Source organism: Erwinia persicina (assembly GCF_014838825.1).
GTDB lineage: Bacteria > Pseudomonadota > Gammaproteobacteria > Enterobacterales > Enterobacteriaceae > Erwinia > Erwinia persicina_A.
Genome location: NZ_JACYMO010000002.1, coordinates 552,196 through 576,459, shown reverse-complemented (window position 1 = coordinate 576,459; position 24,264 = coordinate 552,196). Strand labels below are relative to the sequence as shown.

Below are 24,264 nucleotides of genomic sequence, written 5' to 3'. Positions count from 1 at the left end.
TTGGGTATTGGTTCGATTCCCCCACTTGTGGCGCATATAAGGCATTGAAGTGGGGGAATCATTATCAAATGCACATTGCATTATTTCTTCCCCCACATAATCCCCATTTATTCCCCCGCTTTAAACTCCTGAGAAACCGGCCTGATATGATCACCGTCACAAATGACACGGCCTTCCTTTTCCAGCTTATCCAGCCAACGAGTGAATTTCTTAGAGACATCGAATCCCATCGCTCGCATGTCATCTCTAACTAGCGCACGAGTACAGGCATCACCGTTGGCGGTTCGGGAGCGAATGGCTTGCCAAAGGGCAACATGATTGTCAGTCAGACGTGAAATGCCGGTTAGCTCGGGATCGGTGTCATCCATGACAGGTCGTCCCTCATCATTTAAAACTAGCGAGGAAATCTGGTCACCATCATTATCGATGTAGAGATCTACCGGCACCAAGTCATAAGCCTGCCGTGGTGGCTCCTCGGCATCCTTCATTTTTGTACAGCTAAGAATCAGCGCTCCGCCTTCACCTTCGCGGCGGACGTTGAATTCAACATCGAGAGCAGCACGAAATGCACTGGAACCGCGCGCACCTTTGTCCTGATCTTTACCAGAGTGATGGATGACTAAGACGGTAGCTTCAGTAGCTGCCTTGATAACGTCGCAACCCTGAATAAATGCACCCATATCTTTGGCAGCATTCTCATCTGAGCCACCAAAGCAGCGGGCGAGAGTATCTAAAATAATCAATCTGACAGGCATGCCTGAAGCTGCTTTAACATCATTGGCGGCCCTGATAACTTGCTGCACGCTTTCGGAGCTGGCAGGGAAAATGGGACAGTCGATGCGGTAAAGTGTGTCGATTGGTGAGCCGTTATTGAGCGTTTCTTCCCAGGCACGAATTCGGCGTGGAACCCCAATTCCGCCTTCACCAACGACATAGATTACTGCACCTTGCGTAACTGGTCTGCCTGCCCAAGGCTTACCAGTGGCAATATGGCATCCCCAAGAGACCGCCAGAAAGGACTTATAAGAACCACTTGCACCATATGCGCTGGTTACTGACGCGCTGGGGAGATAGCCTTTGATAAGGTAATCCTGTCGTGTATCAAATCCATCAGAGCCCTTGCGCAAGGGAAGGGATGTGCTGAGATCTGGCTTACGTTCTTGAATACGTGAGGTTGATAAAAGCTGTGAGTCTGGCTGGTACATTTGCAAATGAAATGCTTGGTTAACCGCCGCCTCGTTATGGATTTGGCGATAATCATCCCAATCGCTAACGTTTTGATCAGGGGGGAACGAAACCCAGCCATTCACAGTTACTGCCGCTTTTTCTGCTTGTACTAAACCAACGTTATTAGCCGCTATGGAATCATTTTCAGCAGCTATGATTATTTTGCTGTTGGGATATTTATGCCTCGCAGTGACAGCGATATTCAGTAAGTTATTTGCAGACATCGCTGCTAACGCCAAATGACCTGTTGCAAGGTTTACTGTTAATGCAGTGGCATAGCCTTCCGTGATGATGATATTTGCTGTATTACTCGAATCGCCAACCTTGATGAATCCACCATTTTGACGAGTACCTGGCAAGTATCGTTTCTCACCGTCCGCATTGATCAATTGTGCGCTGACCAGCGTTCCATCGATATCGTGAATTGGTAGGACAATTGAGTCATTATCAAAACTGGCTCCGCCGATTGTCAGCGCTTTCTGAATTCCGAGCATTTGAACAGATGCGGATAACCTTTTTTTTTCCAGGTACGGGCTCGTAGCAATGCGTGATGAGTTAAGCAGTCTCATTGCTTCAATTGATGCACAGGGCTTTGATCCTTTTTCCCTGGCAGGCGCAGTTTGGTGGGGCAGACTGAGTTCTGAAATGAGTCTTGTCACCTGCAGTGGATTGCATTTTTTAACCTTAACAACCAGATCTAATCCATCGCCATTTCCACATTGATTGCAGAACCATGTACCACGGCCATCTTTATCATCAAAGCGAAAGCGGTCTTTTCCTCCACAGCATGGACAAGGACCATGTTTGTTCAACCCGGGTAAGTTGATACCTAATTGAAAAAGGATTTCCTCCCAACGATGACGAGATGCGGAAATGGTTTCAGTTACGCAATTAGTCATGGTTTGCCTCCCGCTTTCATCTTTTCATTCAGCGGATTAAGGTGCTCACATAGCACGTCGGTAAGCAGCTCCTTGGCAAATGTATTGTCTGGTTTGACGATCGTAAACGATAACGAACGGCAGTAGTCGAGAACTTCTTTGGCAGAAAGTGTTGTTAGATCAAACATATTTCCTCCCCGAAAGAAGAGGGATGTATTGCGGGTGCAAACAAGGAAGGGTAGTAGCCATAGGGCCGCCTCCAAGAAGTAGTTGTGTTGACTACCACCAGAGACGCTAACCCCTTGGGTGGTAGCCCAGACGGAGTTAGCGTTACCGGCCTTCTTGGAAACCGGCGCTTCTTGCGAAGCCCCCGCCTGAGCCACCATTGACAGGCGCGCGCAAGCATTGCCCGAAGATTTGGGCATCAAGAAGAATTTCGGAACGCTAATTCCGGCTACGGATTTTGCCGTAGTGGGCGGATTATACTTAAAATCGCCTACCAGGGAAAAAAATGAATTCAGCATTAATGTGCTCCATCACGTTGGTTGATTTTACTTGAGATCCATTCATCCACTTCACTCTCTACCCATGCTACTGAACGAGCCCCGAGCTTAACGGCTTGCGGAAATTCATTCTTTTTCATTAGTTTGTAAATCCAGGCTCTTTTGACCCCGGTTTTACTCATCACATCGCAAAGTCGGATTAAGGTGAGGTTGCTCATGCTTGACCCTCCTGAAGGCTATAGACACGTTCGACATAGCGACCACGCCCATCGCCGTGACCGAGATCCATTGAAGTGAGGGCATTAGCTTCTTTGCGGCTAAAGCCTTGCTCCTGATAAAAGCGAATCGCATCTTGTGCCCATGCATAGCGGAGGCTGTGATGAGAGTGGGAGCCAATCAAACCAATACGTGTTGTAGCTGTGCGCCAATAATTCATGGCTGTTTTGAGATCAGCGCGGTCAATAAGTTTACCGTTGCGATGTTTGGCAATAACCAGGGCTTGAGTTATTAGATTGCTAACTGCTGCTCGGTCCAAAATGCGTGTTTCGCGCGGCCTACCGCCTTTGGTACCAAAGACAACACTCAGTCTTTCAGCTCCTTGGCCGAGTTGTTTTTGCCAGGTCTTAAGGGAGGCGCTGCATTGGACGGCCTCTTGTGAACGTAAGCCCAATAAGCGTGATAACTGAAGGGCAATTGCTAGTCCCTCATCAAGCTGTCGAGCTTGATTAATGGCTTGCTGATATTTTTCTGTTGGAATAGCGAATTTAGTGCCTGCTCGGCTACTGCCGCCGAGTCCCAGCGCTCGATTAGTTAATCTCTCTGAGACTACTAATTTTTCCCGTCCGGCTTGATGTAAAACTGAGCGCAGAGCAGCCATCTCATTTTGCAATGTGCGCAAGGCAATACCTTGCCCCCGACGTGCAGCGATATAACTTTCGATATGCCTCGCTTTCAAATACTGGACGCTGCGAATTTGAATATTCAACGCCAGCAAGTGATAACAAAATCTGTCAGCAATACGAATGCGATCATGTACCGTTTTGTGACTACCGCCAGCCTGCTTCGCTAGCTGCTTCATTTCTCTACCTGTTCGACTCATCTGATACTCCAATCTGCTTCTCTGGCGCATGGCTAATAACGGAAACAGCGCTACCGTTCCGTACTGAAAGTTGCCTGTGCGCCAGAGCGGGTGCAGTTGAGGTATTTCGGGGTGTCAGTGATGCACTCAGTGCAACTGCCTGCTATTGCAGGTAATCCCCAGGCTTATGCCTGCCTCGGCAACAATTCAGATCTCCTTTAAGAAATGGATATTTGGTGTATGAAAACGTGGTGTCAGATTCAGATACCCGTTTGAAACGGGCGAAGGTAGAGGATGGGCAGCGGTTTACGCTATGGCGTCACTTTCAGGCGTTGGCACGCAAAAAGTGACGCCACGTATTGCACGCAGCACGACTGCCGTTTGCTCATGCCTAACGGCATAAGCAAAGTGCAGCCCGCAGCGTTTAACACGCGCCATGATTTTTTTGAGATGGTGCAGCTATGAATGGTGCAGCTATGAATGGTGCAGCTATGACTGCGCTGTGAAGTGGATTGTTACTGCGCATCGTTGTGGCGTTGTGCAAGGAGCTGATAGCGAAGCACTATCAGCATGGTTGAAAGTCGAATTACCCCTGATATGGAATTTTCTCGACCCAAGAAACATCACATAAGGATGTTTCGTTAGTTAAATGAACTCTCATCGTCACGCAGTAGGAGCGGTTTTAGTTGACGATATCTACTTCCAAGAGTGGGTAGATTTACCGCTCAATCAAGAGCATTGCCTTTCAGGCTACGGCAAATTTCGTGTGACCACCCGAAGGCGTTTCTCTCAGATCACCGGTATCATCCTGATACTCGAAACATTGGTGGCTGTCATTGACAGCAAAGTTACAAACCCGAATCTACGTTAATGAGTTTTATTTTTCAAGGCATCTGTGCAATGAAAGAGTCGGCCTTACTCATAACACCCGTCAGATTGAGCACCAAAAAACTATTTGGGGGCACTTATGGGGGCATTAAACTAAATTGAACTATAAATATATGATATTTTTCAGCTGATTGATGTTTTAAGTTGAATCCTGTAGGGTCCAATATCTTTCAATCACTTACAGTCAACTCCCCGTTTTCAATTTTCCCGAGTGGGACAGATTTGGGACATCCACCTTAAAAATCGCATCAATATGCCGGGCATGTTCAGTCAGGTGGTTAGGTGCCTGGTGCGCATACCTCTGTACCATTTCTATGCTTTCCCAGCCTCCCATTTCCTGCAGCGGCGAAAGCGGAACGACAGCCTGAAACAACCAACTTGCCCACGTATGCCGCAAATCACGAAAGCGGAAGTTTTCAATACCCGCACGCTTTAACGCCGCACGCCATGCAGTGTTAGAATCAACTCGCATTTTCCTGACAGATGCTGTTGACGTGCCGTCATTACGCTTCGATGCAATCGTGTGAACAAATACGCTGGCGTGGTGATTACCAATCTGACGACGGAGAACAGCGCACGCCGTGTCATTCAGTGCTACGCCAATAGCTCTGCCTGACTTGCTGTCCTCTGGATAAATCCACGCCACCTTTCTCTGCATGTCAATTTGCTGCCATGTAAGGTCAACAATGTTAGACCTGCGCAGGCCTGTTGCCAGCGCAAACTCAACAGTAGAGCGCAATGGCTCCGGGCATTTTCTACCAGGTGTTGCGGCTCAAGCCAGCGAACTCGCTTGTTCCTTTCCTGTGGGACTTTGATGACTGGAGCCTTCTCGATCCACTTCCAGTCTCGTTCTGCCGCCCGCATCGTCGCCTTCATTTGCGGCGGTCAGTTAAGACTGGCCATTGCAAAGAGTTTTTCCAGTATCGATTTTCTGATCCATTAAGTGGAAATCCACCGTTATTTCCATGGCCACCCACAGGGTGGCCATAATTCCCCCGTCATGAGCACTAACGCCATGAAACCTTCATTGTTACTCATAGTCAGCATCATTTTTTAAAAATGATTACACGTTTAGAGTTCACCCTATTTACCGGGCAACACATAACGATGGCAGATTAATTAACGATGATTACGATCTGAGGTGGCTATTTTTTTATTCAAGAAAGGCAGGGTTGATAACATCAGCGAACAGGTGGTTATGGTAATCCGGCTTCATCCGGCAGGCCTTACTTATGTTGTGATGTACTCCGCATTCCAGGATGAATGCCGGGCCCGTTTCGTCGATTGAGCGATCTTCTGATCAGGAAAACAGGCAGAGGCCGCAGCGTCTAACCTGCGTTGCGCTCGAGGAGGCTGCGCTGTGATCAAAAGGCCGTTCGGATAGTAGCCGGGTGGATGAAGGTACTGAATCCCGAAGGCGGGTAATACATCTCCCTCAGTGGCAAGAGTATTTTTTCTCTATTTTATTAGGGGTAATGGCACTGGTAAGGTTCATCTTCCCTTTTACCCGGTTAAATAGCGTTGCCTGTTTTAGATGACCACAGAGTATTGGCCATCGACAATAGTGGCTAATGTTTTTTATTTGGAATTTTCAATCTGTTTTTGTAAATAATGAAAGACAAGGAATGTCTTATAAAATGCAGTGTAATCTGAAAATAGCGTTAAAAACTTGATGGCGATTTTTTTAACCGTATTATCCGCCCTATTTTTCTACCCTGAGATAATTAAGGGAAAACAACCGGTTTAATTCTGTCAGTGGTCAGATAAGTGACTGGCTGTACAGCAGACAGATAAGTTATTAGCTGAAGTTATCAGTGTTAATAAGGATGTAATATGAAAGTTTTAAGTTTAGCCGAAGTGAGCGCCGTTTTCGGTGCTGGAGATATGCCTGCAGCACTGCAAAACTGGGGTTTAGTACTTTTATTATCCTACCTTAAGTACGTAAAAGAGATGGGCATCGATCCTCTCTCGTCAAAAGTGGGGGGGTATCTCTGGGTATTGGTTCACTTTATCGTGAATGGTGCAATAATATGGGTTTCGATGCTGAAAAAAGTGCAGCATTAAACGGTTGGACACTCAACTAACAAAACCCTTTTGAAACTGGCCATCGTTAATATGGTCAGTTTTTTAAAACCTGTTCCGGACGTTTCAGGAAGAATGTATCGGGAGTACCCCCCTCTTCGTTACTTTTTCTTTCGCCCCTGCCACCGTGATAATGCTTAAGGATCTCTTGTTTACCCTTTATTTCTGATAAGCACTCTTATTCCAGCTTTGTCATCATTACTCAATAAATTTAATTTTTCAAAGACCTTGTTGGTTATTTTAAAATATGTAAATCAAGATGATTTTTAAAGTTTTTTAAAAATACCATGGTCTCTTAAAGTTGAACCGCAGGATTGATGGACATGTTTTGCTGACGTATTATTGGTCTCGTTTTCTCTGCAGTGAAATAAATAAAAGAGGCGCGGATTCTTGTGCTCTTCATGTTAATTTTTTTGGCTGGCTGATTGTAATATGAAAGAGTTACTGATGCAGACGCTGAAAAACTTATTAAAAGGATATTGATATGAAAATGTTAAATGCCGCAGAATGCAATGCCGTATCCGGTGCCGGTGATATGGCACTGTCGCCTGGGGAGTCACTCGGCAACAAATTCCTGGATTTCATGAAATACTGCAAAGAGATGCACCTCAATCCTTCCACCATTTCCATCAACGGCGAACATGTAGACATTCAGTGGAATGTTCCGTGAGTGGTGCGGTGCCAACCACTTCAATGCTGAAGCAACGGCGGCGGCAAATGGCTGGAAACTGTAATCCAGCGTAAATAGTCAGGGCCAGGCGTGACCTGGCCCTTTTCATCAGTTCACTGTCCCCACAATACGTAAATCCACTTCATCGGGTACTTCATTGTAAGAAAGCACGTGCAGCCCGGCGGCAAACAGACGGCTGTAACGGGCGATCAGCGGCCTTAACTGCGGTGTGGCCAGCAGTACCGGCGTCATGTTTTGTGCCTTAAGCTGTTCCAGCACGACAGGCAGGGTAGACTGGAGCTGGGTGAGTATATTCGGATCGACGGGGAAACTGTCCAGGCTGACTTTCCCCGCCTGCTGCGCCTGGTTCAGTGACCCCAGCAGCAGATCCTCCAGCTGGTTATCCAGCGTATAGGCCGACAGTGGCTTGTTATCCGGCGCAATGGCCGCCACCATCGCCCGGCGCAGGGCAAAGCGTACGTCGGAGGCGAGTAAAATGGCATCTTTAGTGATTGCCGCACTCTCTACCAGCGTGGTCGCAATGGTTGCGATGTCCTTGAGCGAGACCTGATCCTGCAATAAAAGACGATATACCTTAAGCTGCTGGCTGAAGTTCAGTGCGCTGTTCAGGTCGTCCGCCAGCTTAGGGGCCACCCCCGCCAGCCGCAGGTTCAGCTGGGTGATATCATCGTAGTTAAACAGTTCGGGCAGGTGCTCCCGCGTCACCCGGTTGATATGCGTGGCGATAACGCTGGCGCAGTCGACCACCTGATAGCCCACATTCAGCGCCTGGGATTTCATTTCCGGGGTGATCCAGGTGACGGCCAGTCCGTATGCCGGGTCGGTATCCAGTACGCCGTCGATTTCGCCGTATTGATCGGCGGTGGGGATCGCCATCAGGCGATCCGCATGCACTTCACCCACTGCCGTACGCACCCCGTTAACCTTGATGGCATACTGCGCGGGCTTCAAACGGAAATCTTCCCTGATTGACATCTCCGGCAGTAGCACCCCGCTGGTCTCCGACACGACCTGACGCACGCCGCGTACGCGCTGGGTCAGCGGGCTGCCTTTGGCTTTGTCCACCAGCGTCACCAGCTTATAGCCCAGGTTGAGCCCCAATGGTTCAATCAGAGGAATACTCTGCCAGCAGACAGTAACGCTGTCACTCTCCTCCAGCACGGTATTTAACGCCGCCAGATCCCCGGCGCTCTGGGCAGGCTTGTCGGCCACCCGGTTCTGACGCCAGGCGGTAAACAATAGCAGGGCGGTAAAAATCAGAAATACCGTGTGCGGCATCCCCGGCACCACCGCCAGCACGAACATCACCAGCGCGGCGGTGTAAAGCGTGGCAGGTTTGGCCAGCAGCTGACGCTGAATGTCGTCAGATATCCCGCTGCTGTCGTCGTCACTGACCCGGGTGACGATAATCGCTGCTGCTGTTGCCAGCAGCAGGGACGGGATCTGGGCCACCAGCCCATCGCCAATGGTCAGCAGCACATATTGGTCAAAGGCCTGTCCGGCATCCAGATTGTGTTTAAAAATACCAATAAGAATACCGCCGATTACGTTGATCAGCAGGATCATAATCCCGGCAACGGCATCCCCACGTACAAATTTAGAGGCCCCGTCCATGGCCCCGTAGAAGTCAGCCTCACTGGCGACGTCTTTACGCCGGACGCGCGCCTGTTCCTGATTAATCAGTCCGGCATTCAGATCGGCGTCAATCGCCATCTGCTTGCCGGGGAGGGCGTCGAGGGTGAAACGTGCGGAGACCTCAGAAATACGTTCAGCGCCCTTGGTCACCACCACGAAATTAATCGTGGGCTCGGTATCGAAAGAGGAACGTGAGGAGATCGTAGCTCACCTCAACGGAACGTCGATTTTTCAGGGAACCCTGTTCAGCCCGGTGAGCGATCCGGCGATCCCCGGTCCTGCACCGGTCTTTCGCGAGATGCCGGCAGAGAGCGATCCGGAGGAGGGGGAGGTCACGTCGCCCTCACCGCCGGAGACGCTGGAAAACGTGCTGTCACGCTCCGATCGGGAGCTGGATGCGCTGAGCGAGGCGATTACCCGCATCACGGCAGACTTAAACGCGCAGGGAAATCTCTCGCTGGAAAAAGTGCCCCAGGGGCTGCGCATCCTGCTGCAGGACGACGACGATCGGGTGATGTTCCCACGCGGTAGCGCGCAGATGACGCCGTTTTTTTCACGCCTGCTGGGCGAGCTGGCACCGGTCTTTAACCGCATTGATAACCAGGTGGTGATCAACGGCCATACCGATGCCGCGCACTATCGCCAAAGTGCGGGCTATAACAACTGGAATTTATCCGGCGATCGCGCCCTGGCAGCCAGAACCGTACTGGAAAACGGCGGACTGGACGTTCAGCGCATCATCCAGGTCAGTGCCATGGCCGACAGGATGTTACTCGACCCGGCCAATCCGCTGTCTGCCCGTAACCGGCGCATTGAAATTATGGTCCTGACCCAGGCGGCATCAGACACGTTGTACCAGTTTTACGGGCGGCACGGCGTGAAGGTCATCAAGCCGATTATTGACCGCCTTGACTCACCCTTAGTGCCTTGAGCCAGCGTTTTTTTTGGCTTCCCCGGCGGTGTTCTGCCGCCGGTTTTTTTCTTTTCAGGTTTTTGAAGCGATCGCTGCCTTCGTCTGTTGCCAGTCGGCGTAAACAGGGGGATCATGGCGTATTGTGCGTTTTTGTTGAGTTAGCAACATGTTGATCAGTACCGATGCGGCAAGGACCTTCAATACGGATAGCCGCCTGGCCTGTACGCTGGCCGCCGTTGCCGGGGCGCTGAATACGGCAGCCTTTGAAAGTGTCGGTTTTTTTTCGGCCAATATGACGGGCAATATCTCTTCGCTCTCGGACCATCTGGCTAAGGCCAATCTGACGGCGGGCATTTTCTTTCTGGCCATTGTTTTGCTGTTTATTGCCGGCTCGGCGCTGTCCACCCTGATTATTAATGCGGGTCGCAGAAGAGCCATCAGCACGATTTATGCCGTGAATATATTTATAGAGGGGCTGGCGCTGGTGGTGCTGGGCGCGGTGGCAAGCTGGCTGCCGCTGGCGTCGCCGGGGGCTCTGCTGATCCTCAGTCTGAGCTTTCTGATGGGGCTGCAAAATGCGGTAGTCACCCGGATCTCCAATGCGCGGGTCAGAACCACCCATGTCTCCGGTACGGCAACCGATATTGGCATTGAGCTGGCCATGCTGTTTGACGTGCTGCGCCGTAAAGAGTCGCCGCAAAATGCCCCGCAGTATCTGGAACGCCTGCGGTTGCACTTTTATACCATCCTGGCGTTTTTACTGGGCGGTGTGGCGGGGATCTGGCTGTATCACTGGCTGGGATATCTGTTTCTGATGGTTGTTGGCGCGGGGCTGCTCACGCTGGCGCTCAATACCATGTTCAGCAAACGCATCGTGATGCCCTGAGTCAGTTAAAATGGCGGCACCCTTAACGGGATTTATGCTGTAGTTTAAGCAGCAGAATAATCATAACGGCAGAGGAGCCAGCCATGAATAAAAAAATAATCGGGTGCCTGATGCTGGCGCTGCTGACCGGATGCACCGCATCCGTGGGGAACAATTTCGATGATGCTCAGCTGGCCAGTATCCATCATGATGTCACCACAAAGCAGGATCTGATCGCGCTGTTTGGTGAGCCTTCTTCAGACACGCCCTTTCCGCAGGGGCAGTCGATACTGATGTGGACGTGGAGCCAGGCGAAAACCGGCAGTACCACCGAAGGCAGAACCCTGACGGTTCGCCTGCAAAACGATAAAGTCAAAACCTGGACGGTGAGTAAAACCTGAGAAGGGCGCGGGGAACCCCTTTCTCCGCGCCGGTAGCCCGAATTACCCCTCCAGTAACGACATAATCATCTGCGGCGTCATTGTCATCACTTTCGACATCAGCGATGCGCTCGATTGCTGCAGGATCTGCGCGCGGGTCAGCGCGGAAACCTCGGCGGCATAATCGGCATCCTCAATGCGTGAACGTGAGGTGGCGAGATGGGTGGTGGTGGTGGCCTGCACGTTCTGTACCGACATCAGGCGGTTAGCGGTGGCCCCGAGCAGCGATCGCTGGCTGTCCACGCGACTGATAGCGCGGTCCAGGGTGGCCAGCGGATCGTCCGGGTTACGCAGGCGGATCTCCGCCCCGACCTCCGCAATGCTCATCTGGGTATTGTTGGTGGAGGCATCCGTGACGGCGGCCAGGGTGGTAGCGAAGTAAATCTGGACGTCACCCACGCCCTGTAGGGTTTTCAGCAGCAGCGTATTGCTGCCGTCATCCTGACTAACCAACGTGGCCGTTTTATCGACAGTCGCGCCGTGCACGTCCATATAATAGTTACCGCTGGCGTCCAGGCGCAGCACATCGCTGAATGTGTTGCCACTGGCATCACTGTAGCGGGTTTCCACATTGGCCGGGTCGAGGGTCACGATGGAGGTTCCCGTGACGGTCGATACGGCCGTAAAGCTGTTCTGGCTGGTGCTGCTGCTGGCCGTCACGCTGACGGTGTTGTTCGTCCCGTCACTGCTGGCGCTGACACTGGCATTGTAATACTGATAGTTACCACTGCCATCCGCTACTTCCATCAGGTATTGCCCCCCGGACTGGACCAGACGGGCATCACTGCCTGCGACGGGACTGCCGCTGGCATCGGTAAAGATCACCGTCGCCGCGCTGATATCGATGGCCGGTGTCTGCGTGACCAGGGCCGGCAGGGGGGAAAAATCGGTGTCCGGCTGACCGGTGGCCTGAGTTATCTGCGCCGTGACATTCCCGCTGGTGCTAAAGCGGATCCCGGCAGCGTAATAGACATCGTTCTGCTCAATATAATACTGACCGTTACTTTCCGTGAGAGTGGGCGGCGGGCTGGTGGCCAGGGCGTTGCCGCTGTCGTCCAGGAAGTTAACCGACGGCAACGGGCGGGCGGCAACGTCATTCACGGCGCTGAAGAGGGGCGTCATGCTGGTGGTGCCGACAGTCACTGTGCCGCTGGCCGTCGCGGTTGTCCAGGTGGCGGCGTAGGAGGCCGGATAAAAAGCCGCCGTGCCGTCAGCAGCCGTTCCCTGTATGTAGAGCTGATTGCTGACGTTGCTTCTGACCAGCTGCGGTGAGGTCAGTGTTCCGTTGGTGGAATAGCTGACCGACACAGCCCCGCTGTTAAGCGCAATATTATTGGCAATGCCAGTGAGGGTATTGACCGGTGAGACCGCCCCGCTGATACCGCGAATAATCAGGTCTTTTAACCCGAGTTGTTCAACGCTGAACCCGTGCGTTAAGTCGAGGTCGATTTTATTATTATCGTACGCCCCCACCTGTAAGCCCACTTTTCCCGCGCTACCGTTCAACAGGCTGATGCCGTTAAAGCTGGCGCTGCTGTTCAGCCGGTCTATCTCTTTCAGGTTGAGATTAATCTCGGCCTGAATCGCATCACTGTCGGTCTGAGAATAGGTTTCACTCACCCCCTGAACGGTCAGTTCGCGGATGCGCTGTAAACGATCGTTAATTTCACTCAGTGCGCCTTCAGCGGTTTCAGCAAGTGACAGGCCGTCGGCAGCGTTACGCTGCGCCTGGGCGAGGCCTTTCTGCTGGCTGGTCAGGCGGTTAGCAATTGCCTGTCCCGCCGAGTCGTCGCGGGCGCTGTTGATGCGCATCCCGGAGGAGAGGCGACGGATAGACTCATCAAGGGCAGAGCTGGTTTTCAGGGAATGCTGCTGCACGACAAGCGCTGACATATTGGTTTTTAGACTTAGCATGATCCTGCCCGACCCTCATTTTTCCTGATAACGGTTATCGGCATCGGATCAAAAAGTTTTACGGGAAATTTTGCTTAAGGAAGGAAACGGGACTGAGAGAGAGGGGCTGGAGCGGCCAACGGGAATCGAACCCGTGTCATCAGCTTGGGAAGCTGAGGTAATACCATTATACGATGGCCGCAGAGCGGAAAGGATATTAGCACAACTCTGACAGGAAATGTTGAGTCATATCAAAGATAATCCGCACATCTCATCCTTTGCCTTGCTGATCGTTAAATTGAAACGCCAGCTGACATTCTCTTTGATTGATGTTGATCTTGAGATCGCACGTCGGGCTGGCCCGATCCAGATAGCGCATCAGCTCGGTAATCTGGTCGGCGCTGAAAGAGTTTGTGCGGTAATGCGTCATTTCATAGCGCCACAGCAGCTCGAACTCAACCTGCCCAAGTCGTTGTGCGAGATACTGACAAAGCCCAGGCCCCAGCACTTCCACGCGCTTATTGTAGATAGTCCGAAGGATCTTAATCAGTGAGCCGGTTTCATTAGGCGTTTGGCCAAAAACCAGTTCCAGACGCCGGTCGTTCAGATCGTCCAGATAGTTGTCCGGGCTGATCACCTGACGTTTGTTAACGTCATAGAGGATCGCATCCCACGTCATCAGCGTTGTTTTGAACAGGCTGTTCGCATCTTCCAGCGGGATCAGATTTTCTCTAAAAGCCCAGGTGTCGGACAGGCACCAGATATCAAAGTCCATCGCGTGATAGCGAAAACGGATGCCACCAAAACGGGTCAGTGCTGGCTGGGAAACCCCCAGGGCAGAGAGAAGCTGTAATAAGTTCTCGTGGTTGCTGTCGACAACGATATCAATATCAGAAGTAAATCCTTTGCGACCAAAAAGCCCGATATCGCGGATCATCCCGCCGAAAATCCATGCGCGGCTGTGCGCTGCCAGCGCGTCGATTAACACCCTGGCAGCCTGACCTTCACTGCGACAAAGGAAAAAGCGTTCGATACGGCGTTTAAGATGCTTCTGGCTCTTGACGACATTCGTATTCATAGAGCGATTTTAACTCATCATGAAGGTCCATCAAATAGCTGTCCGTCATCCCTGCCACCGCATCGGTGAGCAGCTGTGCTTCTTTGTACAGCCGGGGCAGGGGGTTATGGGGATCTTCAAAAATACGCCGGTAATTTTCTGAGATGCGCCCATAGGCGTAACGGCCAAAAGGGGTGTCTGAGCGATACGTAGGCAGTGGGGTAAAGCCGGCTTCGCACTGGGCACGCTTATTATCTTCTTTTTTTTCTGTCGGTGTTTTATGCCCGTGAATGCCGAGCCACAGCATATCCATCAGTCCCTGAATATAGTTCGAGCCCTTCAGCTCCAGTTCCAGAACGGAACGATGCCGATAGCCCCGCGTTCTGTCGAACTCTTTCAGCGCTTCACATAGCTGATGGCCCCGGCTGACCCTCATTAAGTCCTCAAAGGTACAACAAGGCTGCATCAGCACGTGGTGATAATCCCGGAAAGCGTCAACGGTCGCATTGATCAGGGTACTGACGGCATAGACCCGGAACATTTGCATACTCATATCGTTAAGCTCAGCGGGAGAGAGCCCATTGGTATGGGTGTCCCATTGGCGATTTTTTAATTCCGTCTGGCTAATCAGCGCGTCGATAACCTCATCACCTTTATGCCAGCACTGAAGAAAGCTGATGAGATCGTGATAGGAGGCAAGTCCTTTCTTGACGGTATCTTCAGCATCCAGCACGGAATAGGCGATATCGTCACAGGCCTCCATCAGGTAGGTCAGTGGATGACGCACCCCTTCTTTTAGCCCGGTTTTTTCCCAGACCTCTTCAACCACCTTGGCTTCAGAATAAAAAAAGCCGTGTTTTTTCCACGGGGTTTGATTCGTGGTGTAGGAGGAACGGGGGTATTTGATCAGGGCAGCCAGCGTTGCGTAGGTCAGATTCAGTCCGAACTGATCGTTGAGGATCTGTAGTTTTGTCACCAGACGAAAGGTTTGTGAGTTGCCGTCAAAATGAAAGAAATCGTTGTAGAAGGCATCTTGCTTGTTGACCAGTGGAGCAAGGTGGCGGATAAACCAGGTCCGCATTGCGGCCTCACCCTGATGACCATAGGGCGGATTGCCTAAGTCATGGGCTAAACCGATAGCTGCCAGAAGGGCCGGAATATCGCGCTCGACGCAGATATTATCCAGGGGACCAAAAATTTCCTCTTTCAGATCAAATGCCAGTCGCATACCTATGCCACGGGCAAAATTGGCTACTTCATGTGAATGGGTTAAGCGAGTCCGTATGCTGTCATTGCGGTCAAGGGGAAATACCTGGGTTTTGTCGGCCAGGCGGCGCGTGGGGGCAGAAAAGAGCAGGCGATCATAGTCACGCTCGATCTCCTGGCGTCCCTGGCGAGTCGAATGACGCGCGGAATCGGTCTCAGGCGGGGTGATCTTTTCTTTATCTTTACGGCGGGCACTACAGAGGAGCTGTTGCCATTGCATCATCGTATCCTTGATATTTGCAAAAAAGTAACGCTACCAAATTTCAGTTAGGCAATCTATTTCTTTGGCTTAAAGGAATAATTATCGGAATAAGGGTCGCATTTATTTCGTATTCTGCGAGGTTTATATTCGTAAAACAGCCATAAAAAAACCGACGCAGGGGTCGGTTACGTTTTGCCGGGGCTGAAGCATTATGCCATCAGGTTAGCGGGGGTCTCATCCATTGAGCGCTAGAACCAGAGGTAGGTAGCCAGACAGTATGCCAGGGTTATTGACAGCAGAATCAGCTCTGCGGGTTTAATCAGGTACATAGTAGGTCCGAACAGTTCAGGATGAATGCTACTTACATCGGTCCTTTTGCCTGAAACTTTAGGCAGGTCACCACCTATGTCACTAAAGCCCCTGACCGCAGGCCAGATTCTGTTTGCGTCGGTCTTTGTCCTGATACATGGCGGCATCGGCATCCCGCACCGCACTGTCCGGCGTACTCAGGGCCGGGTCCACGCTGACTAGGCCAATACTGGCACCGGCATACTCTATTTTCGCGGCAGAAAGCTGATAACTACCGCTCAGGATCGCCGAGATACGCTGCTTCAGCGTGGCGGCAGCGGTGTCATCCTGCGAGGCAACAGCCGTGGCAAGGATAAATTCGTCGCCGCCCAGACGCCCCAGCACGTCGTCATGCCGGATCACTTCTTTCAGCCGCCGGCCGATAGCCCGCAGGAATTCATCCCCGGTCTGGTGGCCGTAGCGGTCATTAATTCCCTTAAACCCGTCCAGGTCGATAAACGCGACCAGCAGGTGATGGGTGTCATTGCGCGCATGGCTAAACAGCGCGGGCAGACGGGCAAACACCGCGCGGCGATTAGGCAGCCCGGTGAGTTCGTCGGTGAAGCTGGCAGCGGTCAGCGTGGCGTTGGCGTCCTGCAACTCTTCCAGCAGCTGCTCTTTGCGAAGATACTGTGAAATAAGCTCGGCAAACAGCTGAAGAACCTGCTCGCCGCGCTGAGACAGTGGCTGCCTGCGGGCGCTGGCCGCGCACAGCGTTCCGAACAGTGTGCCGTCGCCCATAACAACCGGGGTACTGACGTACGTGGTGATCCCCAGCGCTCTGGCCGCGTCAGAATCCCCCCAGATATCAGGCACCTCACAGGTGTAACGCCGTCCCTCATCCAGGGCGCGTTTACACAGCGTATCCTGCCACGGTACCGTCAGTCCTTCAGGGATCTGCATTTTTCTGCTGTTACGCGCATACAGGATATGCTGTTCGTTACCCTCTTCGTCGATCCGCGTGAGATAGGTGGACTCCATCTCGGTCACCAGCTCCAGCATTTCCAGCAGCTGACGCACAAATCCTTCGAGGGTTTTTTCCGATCCCAGCGCGGTCGAGATGCGCTCAATCAAATTTTCCTTCATAGGTCAGAGTTCCCGGGTCGTAAAGTGGAGGATAAATCGTGCAAAGGCTGTCATGTCAGAGAGCGCTAACGCGTTGTTATTATTTTTTATCGGTGTGATTCGTGGGGCGCATTCCCCTCTGTACCGCGTTGCTGATTCTATCACCGGTGGGCAGAGGAAAACATTGAGAAACCGGGCAAAAAGAAAAGAGTTTGCGATAAATCTGTCCTGGCAGATAACAGCCTGCTGCAAAAGCTTAGCGGATTATCTTACATCCCCTGATGCCGTCTTTCAGGTATCAATAGCGCTTATTATAAAGGCACTAAAAAGGAGGGGCTGTGCTGAAGGCAACATCATTATTAACCGGAGCAGCGGCGCTACCGCAGGCGTGGCAGTCGGTCATCCTCAGTCGGATCGGACAGGCGAATGTGAAGCTGATCCGCATGGGGAAAGAGGGGATACCTGAGGAAGTGCATGAGCATTTTGCCGAGTTGCTGGTGGTGATCGAGGGGCTGATGACGCTGGAAATAGACAGGCAGGCCGTGGTGCTGAAAAGCGGGGACTATATTGTGATACCGCCGGGCAGCCCGCATCGGGTGCTGCCCGGCAGCAGCGGAACGCTGCTGCTGGTTGATGCTGAAGCGCCGTTACCAGGACAGTAACTTACCGCTGTAATCAATATAGTGATGGCCGCCCTTACCGCGCCATGCTTCCAACTGGTCGGCAATGCCGCCCGCGCTCTGTGCCACCGTCAGGGGGGCGCTTTTGCCGCCCATATCGGTCTGGACCCAGCCGGGGTGTACGCAGAGCAGCGTTTTATCCTGGGCTTCGGGCTGCACCGACAGGCCGCGTGCCAGCATATTCAGTGCCCCTTTACTGGCGGCATACAGCGGGTAGGTGGCATCCGGGTTTTCATTCAGGCTGGCCAGCTGCGAGGTCATCAGCGCCAGGATGCCGCTGCGTGGCTTAACCAGTGGCAACAGCATTTCCGCGCAGCGCACCGGCGAAAAAGTGTTGGTTTGAAACAGTGCCAGCATTTCGTCGTCGCTGGTGCGCGACAGCGTCTGGTGATCCGGGCCATAAACGCCCGCATTAATAAAAATTACGTCAAACTGCTGGTCTGCCAGTTCGCCCTTCAGCGCATCGCGCTGTTCCGGCAGGTTAATGTCCAGCGTCAGCCAGCGGATAGCGGCGGTGCTGGCGGGGATCTCGTTACGCGTGGTCGCGGTCACGTGCCAGCCGCGATCGGCCAGAGTGGTTGCCAGTCCTGAACCGATGCCGCGTGAAGCGCCAATAATTAAAGCCTGTGGAGATGTCATGATGGGGTCTGCCTTATGTCAGCGGGGGTCAGTAGGATGATCTTACGCAAAAGCATAGCAAAAAGAGGGCACCGCGCCCGATCGCCCGGTGCCTGATGGGGAGAGGGGGGAGGATCTCTCCCTCCACTCTGAGGGTTATCGGCCTGCCCACCACAGCCTGAGCTTCATGCCCCAGCCGCTGGTAAAGCCGGTGGTGGTGCTCACCACCCGGCCTTTATCAATGATCACCAGGGTTGGCGTGACGTTCACCTGCCAGTGAGCAGACAGGCGGCCTTCCGGGTCGTTAACCAGCGGCATCTGATACTGCTTCACCTGCAAATATCGCTGGACGTTTTCATCATCCCCGGAGCGGAGCGCAATGCCGATCACGTTGCTGCCGTCCTGCGCCATCCCGGCCACTACCGGCGTGGTAAAGCGGCAGATACCGCACCAGCTGGCCCAGAAATAGACCAGCAAAGGGCGATCCTGACTCAGAGTGTTCAGCGTAACCTCCTGCCCGTCAAGGGTATGGAGTGGCTGATCAGCAAAGGCCAGCGGGGCCTGTGGCGCGCGCCACTGGTCCATCACCCACATCAGCCCGGCCATCAGCAGCGCCAGCAGCAGCAGATCGCGCGTCCAGCGCTTCATACGGCTCATGGCGTCTGCGCCAGCTGCTGTTTCACCAGACTTTCCAGCTGCTCATAGGAGACCGCACCGGGCAGCAGGCGGTTGCCAATCAGCGTGGCCGGTGTACCCTCAATGCCCAGGTGCTGCGCCAGTTTAAGATTGGTGTTGACTGTCTCCAGGCTCTGCCTGTCCGGCTGCGCCAGAGTGATGTTCAGCTTCTGTTCCGCTGCTTTGATGCTGGCGTCGTCGTGGTAGCCTTTTTTCGCCATCAGCCGCTGATGGAGTGCCAGCCAGCGATCCGGCTGCTGCCGCCACAGCGTCAGTACCTCACGGGCGGCGGTCAGCGAGCTTTCCGAACGGTACGGCAGGGGTTTAATCACCACGGCAACGTCCGGGTACTGTTGCACAAGCTTTTCCAGCAGCCCATCGAACTGCTTACAGTACGGGCAGTTGTAATCAGTGAACGCCACCAGCGTCAGCTTCGCGTCTTTTGCCCCCAGGCGGGGCGAACCGGCATCTTCATACAGTGCGGCGCGGTTCTGTGCGATCACCTGGCCGGTGACGTCGGCCTGCTGTTTCAGCGCCTGCTTATCGTAAGCATCGGCGGCTTCCGCCAGGATCTGCGGATTTTGCACCAGCGTTTCGCGGATCATCTGCTGAATACGCGCCTCCTGTTCCGGGGTGAAGGGCGCGGCGGCCCACAGCGGGGTGGCAACCAGTAGCAGAGCGATCAGGGATTTTTTCATTGTTCAGTTCCTTTGGCATCATTCAGGGTTTTCAGCAGGGTAGTCCGGTCAAGCAGCGGCGAGAGCACCACGCCCCGGGGAGCACCCGGTCCATAAATTTGATTAAACGGCACGGCCACGCTGCCGCGCTGTTGCAGAAAATGGGTGATGGTTTCGGAAGGCCGGCTCCAGTCACCGCGCAGGGGCACCACATCGTCAGCCAGCAGCGCCTGCTGCACATCTTCCCGCAGCAGTACGTTGTATTTGTTGGCTTTACAGGTCACACACCAGTCGGCAGTAACGTCGATAAATACCCGCTTATTGGCGTCCAGCGCCTGGCGGATGGCCTGTTCTGACAAGGGTTGCCAGTTAACGCGATCCTGCAACGCCCTTTTACCCGGAGTGTTACTCAGGACACCGGTCAGCAGTACGCCGCCCGCACACACCAGCAGGAGTGCGGTGACCATCGCTGCGAGTTTGATACCACACTGTTTTACCAGGCTGGCCAGCAGTATCAGCGCGATAACGGCAGCCACAGTCAGCGCGGCGGTAGCACCAATATGACTGACCAGCAGGCTAACCAGCCAGAAACAGGAGGCCAGCATCAGTAAGCCCAGCAGGATGCGCAGCACGTTCATCCAGCGGCCGGGGCGCGGTAACTTCAGTGCCAGTGCGGGCCAGGCTGCGATCAGCAGCCAGGGCAGGCTCATGCCAGTGCCAAGCGCAACAAACATCACCCACAGCAGCGGCAGCGGGGCGGCCAGCGCAAAGGCCACCGCCGTGCCAAGAAGCGGGGCAGAGCAGGGCGTGGCCAGCAGAGTGGCAAATGCACCCTGCCAGAAATGTCCACTCAGTCCGTGCCCTGACCGGGTGGCCAGTCGGGTATTGAACGCGGAGGGCAGACGCAGGTGGAACAGGCCGAACAGGCTGGCGCTGAACAGCAGCGTCACCAGCACCATAAAGCCGATAAACCACGGGTTCTGGAACTGGATGCCCCAGCCGAGGGCGCGATCCGTCAGGCGCAGCGCCGTCATCAGCAGCGCCAGCGCCATGAATGAGGCGACAATGCCGGCGCTGGAGGCGAGGAACTGTAGCCGCACGCTGCGGCGGTCGCGCTGAGGGGCGGTGATAATACTGCCCAGCTTCATGCCCAGTACCGGCAGCACACAGGGCATCAGGTTGAGAATAAAGCCCCCGGCCAGCGCCATCAGCAGCATCTGCCACAGCGGCAGGGTTGCCGCAGGTGGCGTTGTACTGGCTTCCACCGGCAGGCTGACTTGCTGCGCCAGACCGCCGTCCGCCAGCACCAGCGACAGGATTTTACCCCTGAGGTCCGGCGCGTTGTCGCCCCACTCATCGCTGACCGGCACGCGGGCGACCAGCTGAGATCCGTTCAGGGTAAAACGTGGTTCGCCGAAACTGCTGCCGGCAAGCCCGTCAAGGAACAGCGCCGGCTGCTGCCAGCCATTCTGACGGTCGGCCACAATCTGCAGTTCACCCTGCCGGTAACCGGCGGTAATACGATCCGTCAGGCCGTGTTCAATCGGCACTGTGCCCATTGCCCGGGCATAGTCATGGTTGAATGCCGGGTCTGCGGATGCAGACATCTTCAGGCTGAACGGGTAATCCGTGAGGATGCAGACGTGACTGCAGGTCGATAGTGTCAGCGTCCCGGCAAGGTAAGCGGGGGCCGGGGCAGGCAGTTCAATCGGCAGGGATACCTGCTGATGATAGCCCTGAGTGCTGATCCCGGCGACGTCAAAGCGTTGTGGAACCGGCCAGAACCAGTGTGCTCTGGTGATGCCGTCCTGCCAGCGAATGGCGGGAGCGATGCCCCCTTCTCCCGGCGAACGCCAGTAGGTTTTCCAGCCGTCCTGCAGGCGAATATCCAGCAGCAGTCGTGTGCGGTCGGGCTGTGAGGCATCGGTACGCAGGCGCACCTCCGCGTGACTGTTTTGAGGGTTTTGCAGCCAGCCGCTGTCGGCCGCCTGAAGCGCAGGCAGCCAGAACAGCAGCAGGAGGACAAGGCCCCTGATAAGCGTAAACATGGTATTTCTCCGTAAATGAAAAAGTCAGAACCGGGGGAAGCGGTCTGTCATTCGCGGAAATTGCAGTTGATCAGATGGATGCGTAACAGCGGTGCGCGACGGGCACGTACCGGGGGAAACCTGAATGGCAGCGTGCACAGCAGCGCTAATACCGCCAGCAGGAGACTGGGCGCAGGAACGGCACCGTCGAACAGCAGGGGAGGGACCACCAGCAGGGTTTTGGCGCTTACCTCACAGGGGGTCAGCGGGGCGCTTTCATCGCTGTCCGGGGAGATAACGCTGAGACTGGCCGTCACGGATGGCGGGGACAGGACGTGCAGGCTCGCCACGCGCTGTGCCATACAGATCAGTATGACCAGACAGGCGAGGATCAGAAAGCCCGTTGCTTTGCGTTGCCGAGTTGTCATCACCCGCCCCATTCATTAAGTGCGACTATCTTAACCAGACAGCCGCGTTTGACAATGGTTACGCGTGTAAACTTTTGTCTGCCAGCGGATTACGCCCTGTTAAGCGCATCCCAGACGAGGTTTCCGCGATGGAAGGTGGCGGTGCGCGGCGAGATACGCGCCACGGCCTCCGCCGAGCAGGAGGCATCAACCAGCACAAAGCTGGCTTCATCCTGCTCCATGGGCCAGACGCGCTCGCCGCGCTCGTTAAGCGGCAGGCGGTTACCGGTGGCGATAGCCAGCGCCCGCGACAGCGGAAGTTCCCCCGGACGCGCATACAGCTGAGCGTACAGGTTGGCTTTCTCCAGCATATCGCCGAGGCCATACGGCGACCAGTGGTCAATGACGCTGTCGGTGCCGGTCATCACCATAACCCCGTTATCCTGAAGCTGCTTCAGGGGCATATGCAGCGTGCCAATCGGCACCGTCGAGGCGATGCTGATCTGCTGTGCCGCCATGCGCTGCGCGGTTTCTGCCACCTGCTGCGGAGTGAGCGTGGCCAGAGCAAACGCATGGCTGATAGTGAGTTTTCCCTTCAGCTGCGGGGTCTGCTCCACCCGGTCAATCATATAATCGATAGCAGCGACGCCCGCCGGGGTGGTTTCGTGCAGATGGATATCCACGCCCTTGTTATAGTCAACGGCGATCTGGAACATCGTATCGAGGGATTTTTCCATATTGCCGTCCACGCTGGTGGGATCGAGCCCGCCGACGTAGTGGGCACCCGCCTGCATGGCTTCACGCATCAGCGGTTCAGATTTTGACAGCAGCAGGCCATGCTGCGGGAAGGCGACGATCTCACAGCTGAAGCCACTGCGGCGCTGCTCCAGCACCGCCATCAGATTTTCCAGATTCTTCAGACCGGAAACGGGTTCAATATTGCAGTGGCTGCGGGCCACGCTGGAGCCTTTCGACTGTACCAGATCGATTAGCTTATTGGCCCGCTCCCGGGTATGCGGTGCCAGCTCTGGCAGTAGCTGATGTTCCAGCGCGATCATCTGCTTAATGGTGGTGCCCGCCGGGCGGGACTGCACGCGCCACGGGCCACCGTAGAAAGTCTTATCCAGATGAATGTGCATGTCACGCATGGCGGGCAGCAGCAGTTTTCCTCCGGCATCAGCGTGCGGCAGGCTGCTATCCGGCCGCTGGTTGCCGGCGCGCAGGGCGACGATTTTGCCGTCGTTGATCTCCAGACAGTGCAGTGCCGTCCGGGTCGCAACGGCGACCCCGTCCTGATAGTCAAAGCCGGTTTCCAGCAGCACGTTATCCAGATAGTAATGGCGGGCGCTGAGGGTCGACATCGTCTTTTCCTGCCTGAAAGGGGAGTGACTGCCTGCGGCCACGGCCACGGCCAGCGGGCTGCCAGCGCCCAGCAGGACGCAGGCACCGAGCAGTTTGCTGCCGTGGCTGAGGAAGGTACGGCGTTGCGGGTCGGAATTAGTCATCGCGGGCTCCTGCGTGAATAAGCTGTGTGGCAATCGCGTCATAGCCGAGCGAACGCGCCAGCTGTAACGGGGTTTTACCGTATTTATCGGTCAGATGCGGGCTGGCACCGTTATCCAGCAACAGCTGAACAATCACCTGCTGGTCGCGGCCGCCGTCGTTAAGCACGATGGCTTCGAGCAGCGGCGTCCAGCCGAGAAAATTGGTGTGATTCACGTTGATAGCGGTGTGGGTCAGCAGTTCGCGGACGATTTCCACGTGGCCTTTCTCACTGGCTGGCGTCAGGCCGACGCCGCCAAAGCGGGTCAGGCAGTTCAGGTCGGGCGAGGCGGGCAGCAGCAGCCGTAGCAGCCGGAGATCGTTATTCAGACAGGCGATAAGAAACGGGTTCAGGCAGGTATTATCCTGCTGATTTATATCTGCTCCGGCGCGCATTAGCCAGGCCACACAGTCATAGTGCTGAAGCTGTGCCGCCAGTGTTATCGCGCTGGTGCGCTGCACGGTCATGGTGTTGAGGTCGACGCCCTGGGCATGGCATGCCTGCAGGGCAGCCAGGTCACCCTGACGGGCGGCATCAAGAAAGTGTTCCTGCAGCGCGCGGGCGGCAGAGGGCGAATAAGCGTGAGCAGAGGGCATAAATTTTCCC

Annotated in this window: 22 protein-coding genes, 1 tRNA gene and 3 pseudogenes; 7 read left to right on the top strand and 19 right to left on the bottom strand. The window is 54.4% G+C overall.

What is annotated here, in order from left to right; translation table 11 throughout:
• Positions 1-107: 107 nt before the first annotated feature.
• The 6 genes and pseudogenes from IFU29_RS22480 to IFU29_RS08745 form a co-directional block, all read right to left on the bottom strand.
• Entirely contained in the window at positions 108-1,205 is a 1,098-nt protein-coding gene (locus IFU29_RS22480) for a helicase RepA family protein (protein ID WP_244633669.1), read from the bottom strand.
• 51 nt (positions 1,206-1,256) lie between these two features.
• A pseudogene (locus IFU29_RS22475) lies at positions 1,257-2,126 on the bottom strand (primase-helicase zinc-binding domain-containing protein); the annotation flags it as partial.
• Entirely contained in the window at positions 2,123-2,629 is a 507-nt protein-coding gene (locus IFU29_RS08760) for an ash family protein (protein ID WP_191933566.1), read from the bottom strand. The gene IFU29_RS08760 and the pseudogene IFU29_RS22475, both read right to left, overlap by 4 nt.
• A complete protein-coding gene (locus IFU29_RS08755; protein ID WP_191933565.1) occupies positions 2,629-2,826 on the bottom strand; it encodes a helix-turn-helix transcriptional regulator in 198 nt (65 codons plus the stop codon). Before IFU29_RS08755 ends, IFU29_RS08760 begins: the two co-directional genes overlap by 1 nt.
• Positions 2,823-3,707 carry an integrase domain-containing protein gene (locus IFU29_RS08750; protein ID WP_191933564.1) on the bottom strand — a complete coding sequence of 295 codons (885 nt, stop codon included), beginning with the start codon at positions 3,705-3,707 and terminating at the stop codon, positions 2,823-2,825. Before IFU29_RS08750 ends, IFU29_RS08755 begins: the two co-directional genes overlap by 4 nt.
• Positions 3,708-4,758: 1,051 nt before the next feature.
• Positions 4,759-5,450 (bottom strand): annotated as a pseudogene (locus IFU29_RS08745) (site-specific integrase); the annotation flags it as partial.
• On the opposite strand from IFU29_RS08745, the gene IFU29_RS22645 reads away from it, so the two are divergent.
• The 3 genes from IFU29_RS22645 to IFU29_RS08735 all read left to right on the top strand — a co-directional run bounded on the left by IFU29_RS22645 (position 5,389) and on the right by IFU29_RS08735 (position 7,326).
• Positions 5,389-5,517, top strand: coding sequence for a hypothetical protein (locus IFU29_RS22645; protein WP_274604288.1), 129 nt, complete (start codon positions 5,389-5,391; stop codon positions 5,515-5,517). The pseudogene IFU29_RS08745 and the gene IFU29_RS22645 sit on opposite strands and share 62 nt — an antisense overlap.
• An 890-nt stretch (positions 5,518-6,407) precedes the next feature.
• Positions 6,408-6,638, top strand: a complete 231-nt coding sequence (locus tag IFU29_RS08740) for a hypothetical protein (RefSeq protein WP_191933563.1) — start codon at positions 6,408-6,410, stop codon at positions 6,636-6,638.
• A 502-nt stretch (positions 6,639-7,140) separates the two neighbouring features.
• Entirely contained in the window at positions 7,141-7,326 is a 186-nt protein-coding gene (locus tag IFU29_RS08735; protein WP_191933562.1) for a hypothetical protein, read from the top strand.
• Positions 7,327-7,434: 108 nt separating this feature from the next.
• On the opposite strand, the pseudogene IFU29_RS08730 reads toward IFU29_RS08735, so the two are convergent.
• Positions 7,435-9,147: pseudogene (locus tag IFU29_RS08730) on the bottom strand (flagellar biosynthesis protein FlhA); the annotation flags it as partial.
• A 1-nt stretch (position 9,148) separates the two neighbouring features.
• Here IFU29_RS08730 and IFU29_RS08725 point away from each other — a divergent pair.
• From IFU29_RS08725 to IFU29_RS08715, 3 genes are all read left to right on the top strand, one after another.
• Entirely contained in the window at positions 9,149-9,913 is a 765-nt protein-coding gene (locus IFU29_RS08725) for an OmpA family protein (protein WP_342214463.1), read from the top strand.
• A gap of 148 nt (positions 9,914-10,061) precedes the next feature.
• Positions 10,062-10,781 (top strand): YoaK family protein, encoded by a 720-nt coding sequence (locus IFU29_RS08720; protein WP_191933560.1) that lies wholly within the window; start codon positions 10,062-10,064, stop codon positions 10,779-10,781.
• 83 nt (positions 10,782-10,864) lie between these two features.
• Positions 10,865-11,161: a hypothetical protein gene (locus IFU29_RS08715; protein ID WP_191933559.1), complete on the top strand. Its 297-nt coding sequence runs from the start codon at positions 10,865-10,867 to the stop codon at positions 11,159-11,161.
• Between the two features lie 42 nt (positions 11,162-11,203).
• Here the strand turns inward: IFU29_RS08715 and IFU29_RS08710 are convergent, their stop codons facing one another.
• From IFU29_RS08710 to IFU29_RS08690, 5 genes are all read right to left on the bottom strand, one after another.
• A complete protein-coding gene (locus IFU29_RS08710; RefSeq protein WP_191933558.1) occupies positions 11,204-13,114 on the bottom strand; it encodes a flagellin N-terminal helical domain-containing protein in 1,911 nt (636 codons plus the stop codon).
• Positions 13,115-13,221: 107 nt separating this feature from the next.
• Positions 13,222-13,295, bottom strand: a tRNA-Gly gene (locus IFU29_RS08705).
• A 69-nt stretch (positions 13,296-13,364) separates the two neighbouring features.
• Positions 13,365-14,171: a hypothetical protein gene (locus tag IFU29_RS08700; protein WP_191933557.1), complete on the bottom strand. Its 807-nt coding sequence runs from the start codon at positions 14,169-14,171 to the stop codon at positions 13,365-13,367.
• Positions 14,134-15,639, bottom strand: a complete 1,506-nt coding sequence (gene dgt, locus IFU29_RS08695; protein ID WP_244633657.1) for a dGTP triphosphohydrolase — start codon at positions 15,637-15,639, stop codon at positions 14,134-14,136. The genes IFU29_RS08700 and dgt overlap by 38 nt, the downstream gene beginning before the upstream one ends.
• Positions 15,640-16,029: 390 nt before the next feature.
• The gene (locus IFU29_RS08690) at positions 16,030-17,052 is read right to left on the bottom strand and encodes a sensor domain-containing diguanylate cyclase (protein ID WP_191933556.1); all 1,023 of its coding nucleotides are present in this window, start codon (positions 17,050-17,052) and stop codon (positions 16,030-16,032) included.
• Positions 17,053-17,369: 317 nt separating this feature from the next.
• On the opposite strand from IFU29_RS08690, the gene IFU29_RS08685 reads away from it, so the two are divergent.
• Positions 17,370-17,693 carry a cupin domain-containing protein gene (locus IFU29_RS08685; RefSeq protein WP_342214462.1) on the top strand — a complete coding sequence of 108 codons (324 nt, stop codon included), beginning with the start codon at positions 17,370-17,372 and terminating at the stop codon, positions 17,691-17,693.
• Here IFU29_RS08685 and IFU29_RS08680 read toward each other — a convergent pair.
• The 7 genes from IFU29_RS08680 to IFU29_RS08650 form a co-directional block, all read right to left on the bottom strand.
• Complete coding sequence (locus IFU29_RS08680) at positions 17,679-18,353, bottom strand: SDR family oxidoreductase (protein ID WP_423244827.1); 675 nt, start codon at positions 18,351-18,353, stop codon at positions 17,679-17,681. The two genes, IFU29_RS08685 and IFU29_RS08680, sit on opposite strands and share 15 nt — an antisense overlap.
• Positions 18,354-18,485: 132 nt before the next feature.
• Complete coding sequence (locus IFU29_RS08675) at positions 18,486-18,986, bottom strand: protein disulfide oxidoreductase (protein WP_191933554.1); 501 nt, start codon at positions 18,984-18,986, stop codon at positions 18,486-18,488.
• A complete protein-coding gene (locus tag IFU29_RS08670; protein ID WP_191933553.1) occupies positions 18,983-19,702 on the bottom strand; it encodes a DsbA family protein in 720 nt (239 codons plus the stop codon). Before IFU29_RS08670 ends, IFU29_RS08675 begins: the two co-directional genes overlap by 4 nt.
• Entirely contained in the window at positions 19,699-21,729 is a 2,031-nt protein-coding gene (locus tag IFU29_RS08665) for a protein-disulfide reductase DsbD family protein (protein WP_191933552.1), read from the bottom strand. Before IFU29_RS08665 ends, IFU29_RS08670 begins: the two co-directional genes overlap by 4 nt.
• 47 nt (positions 21,730-21,776) lie before the next feature.
• Entirely contained in the window at positions 21,777-22,136 is a 360-nt protein-coding gene (locus IFU29_RS08660) for a copper resistance protein (protein WP_191933551.1), read from the bottom strand.
• A gap of 89 nt (positions 22,137-22,225) precedes the next feature.
• On the bottom strand, positions 22,226-23,620 hold the full coding sequence (locus IFU29_RS08655) for an amidohydrolase family protein (protein ID WP_191933550.1): 1,395 nt from the start codon (positions 23,618-23,620) through the stop codon (positions 22,226-22,228).
• A complete protein-coding gene (locus IFU29_RS08650; RefSeq protein ID WP_191933549.1) occupies positions 23,613-24,254 on the bottom strand; it encodes an ankyrin repeat domain-containing protein in 642 nt (213 codons plus the stop codon). The genes IFU29_RS08655 and IFU29_RS08650 overlap by 8 nt, the downstream gene beginning before the upstream one ends.
• Positions 24,255-24,264 lie beyond the last annotated feature (10 nt).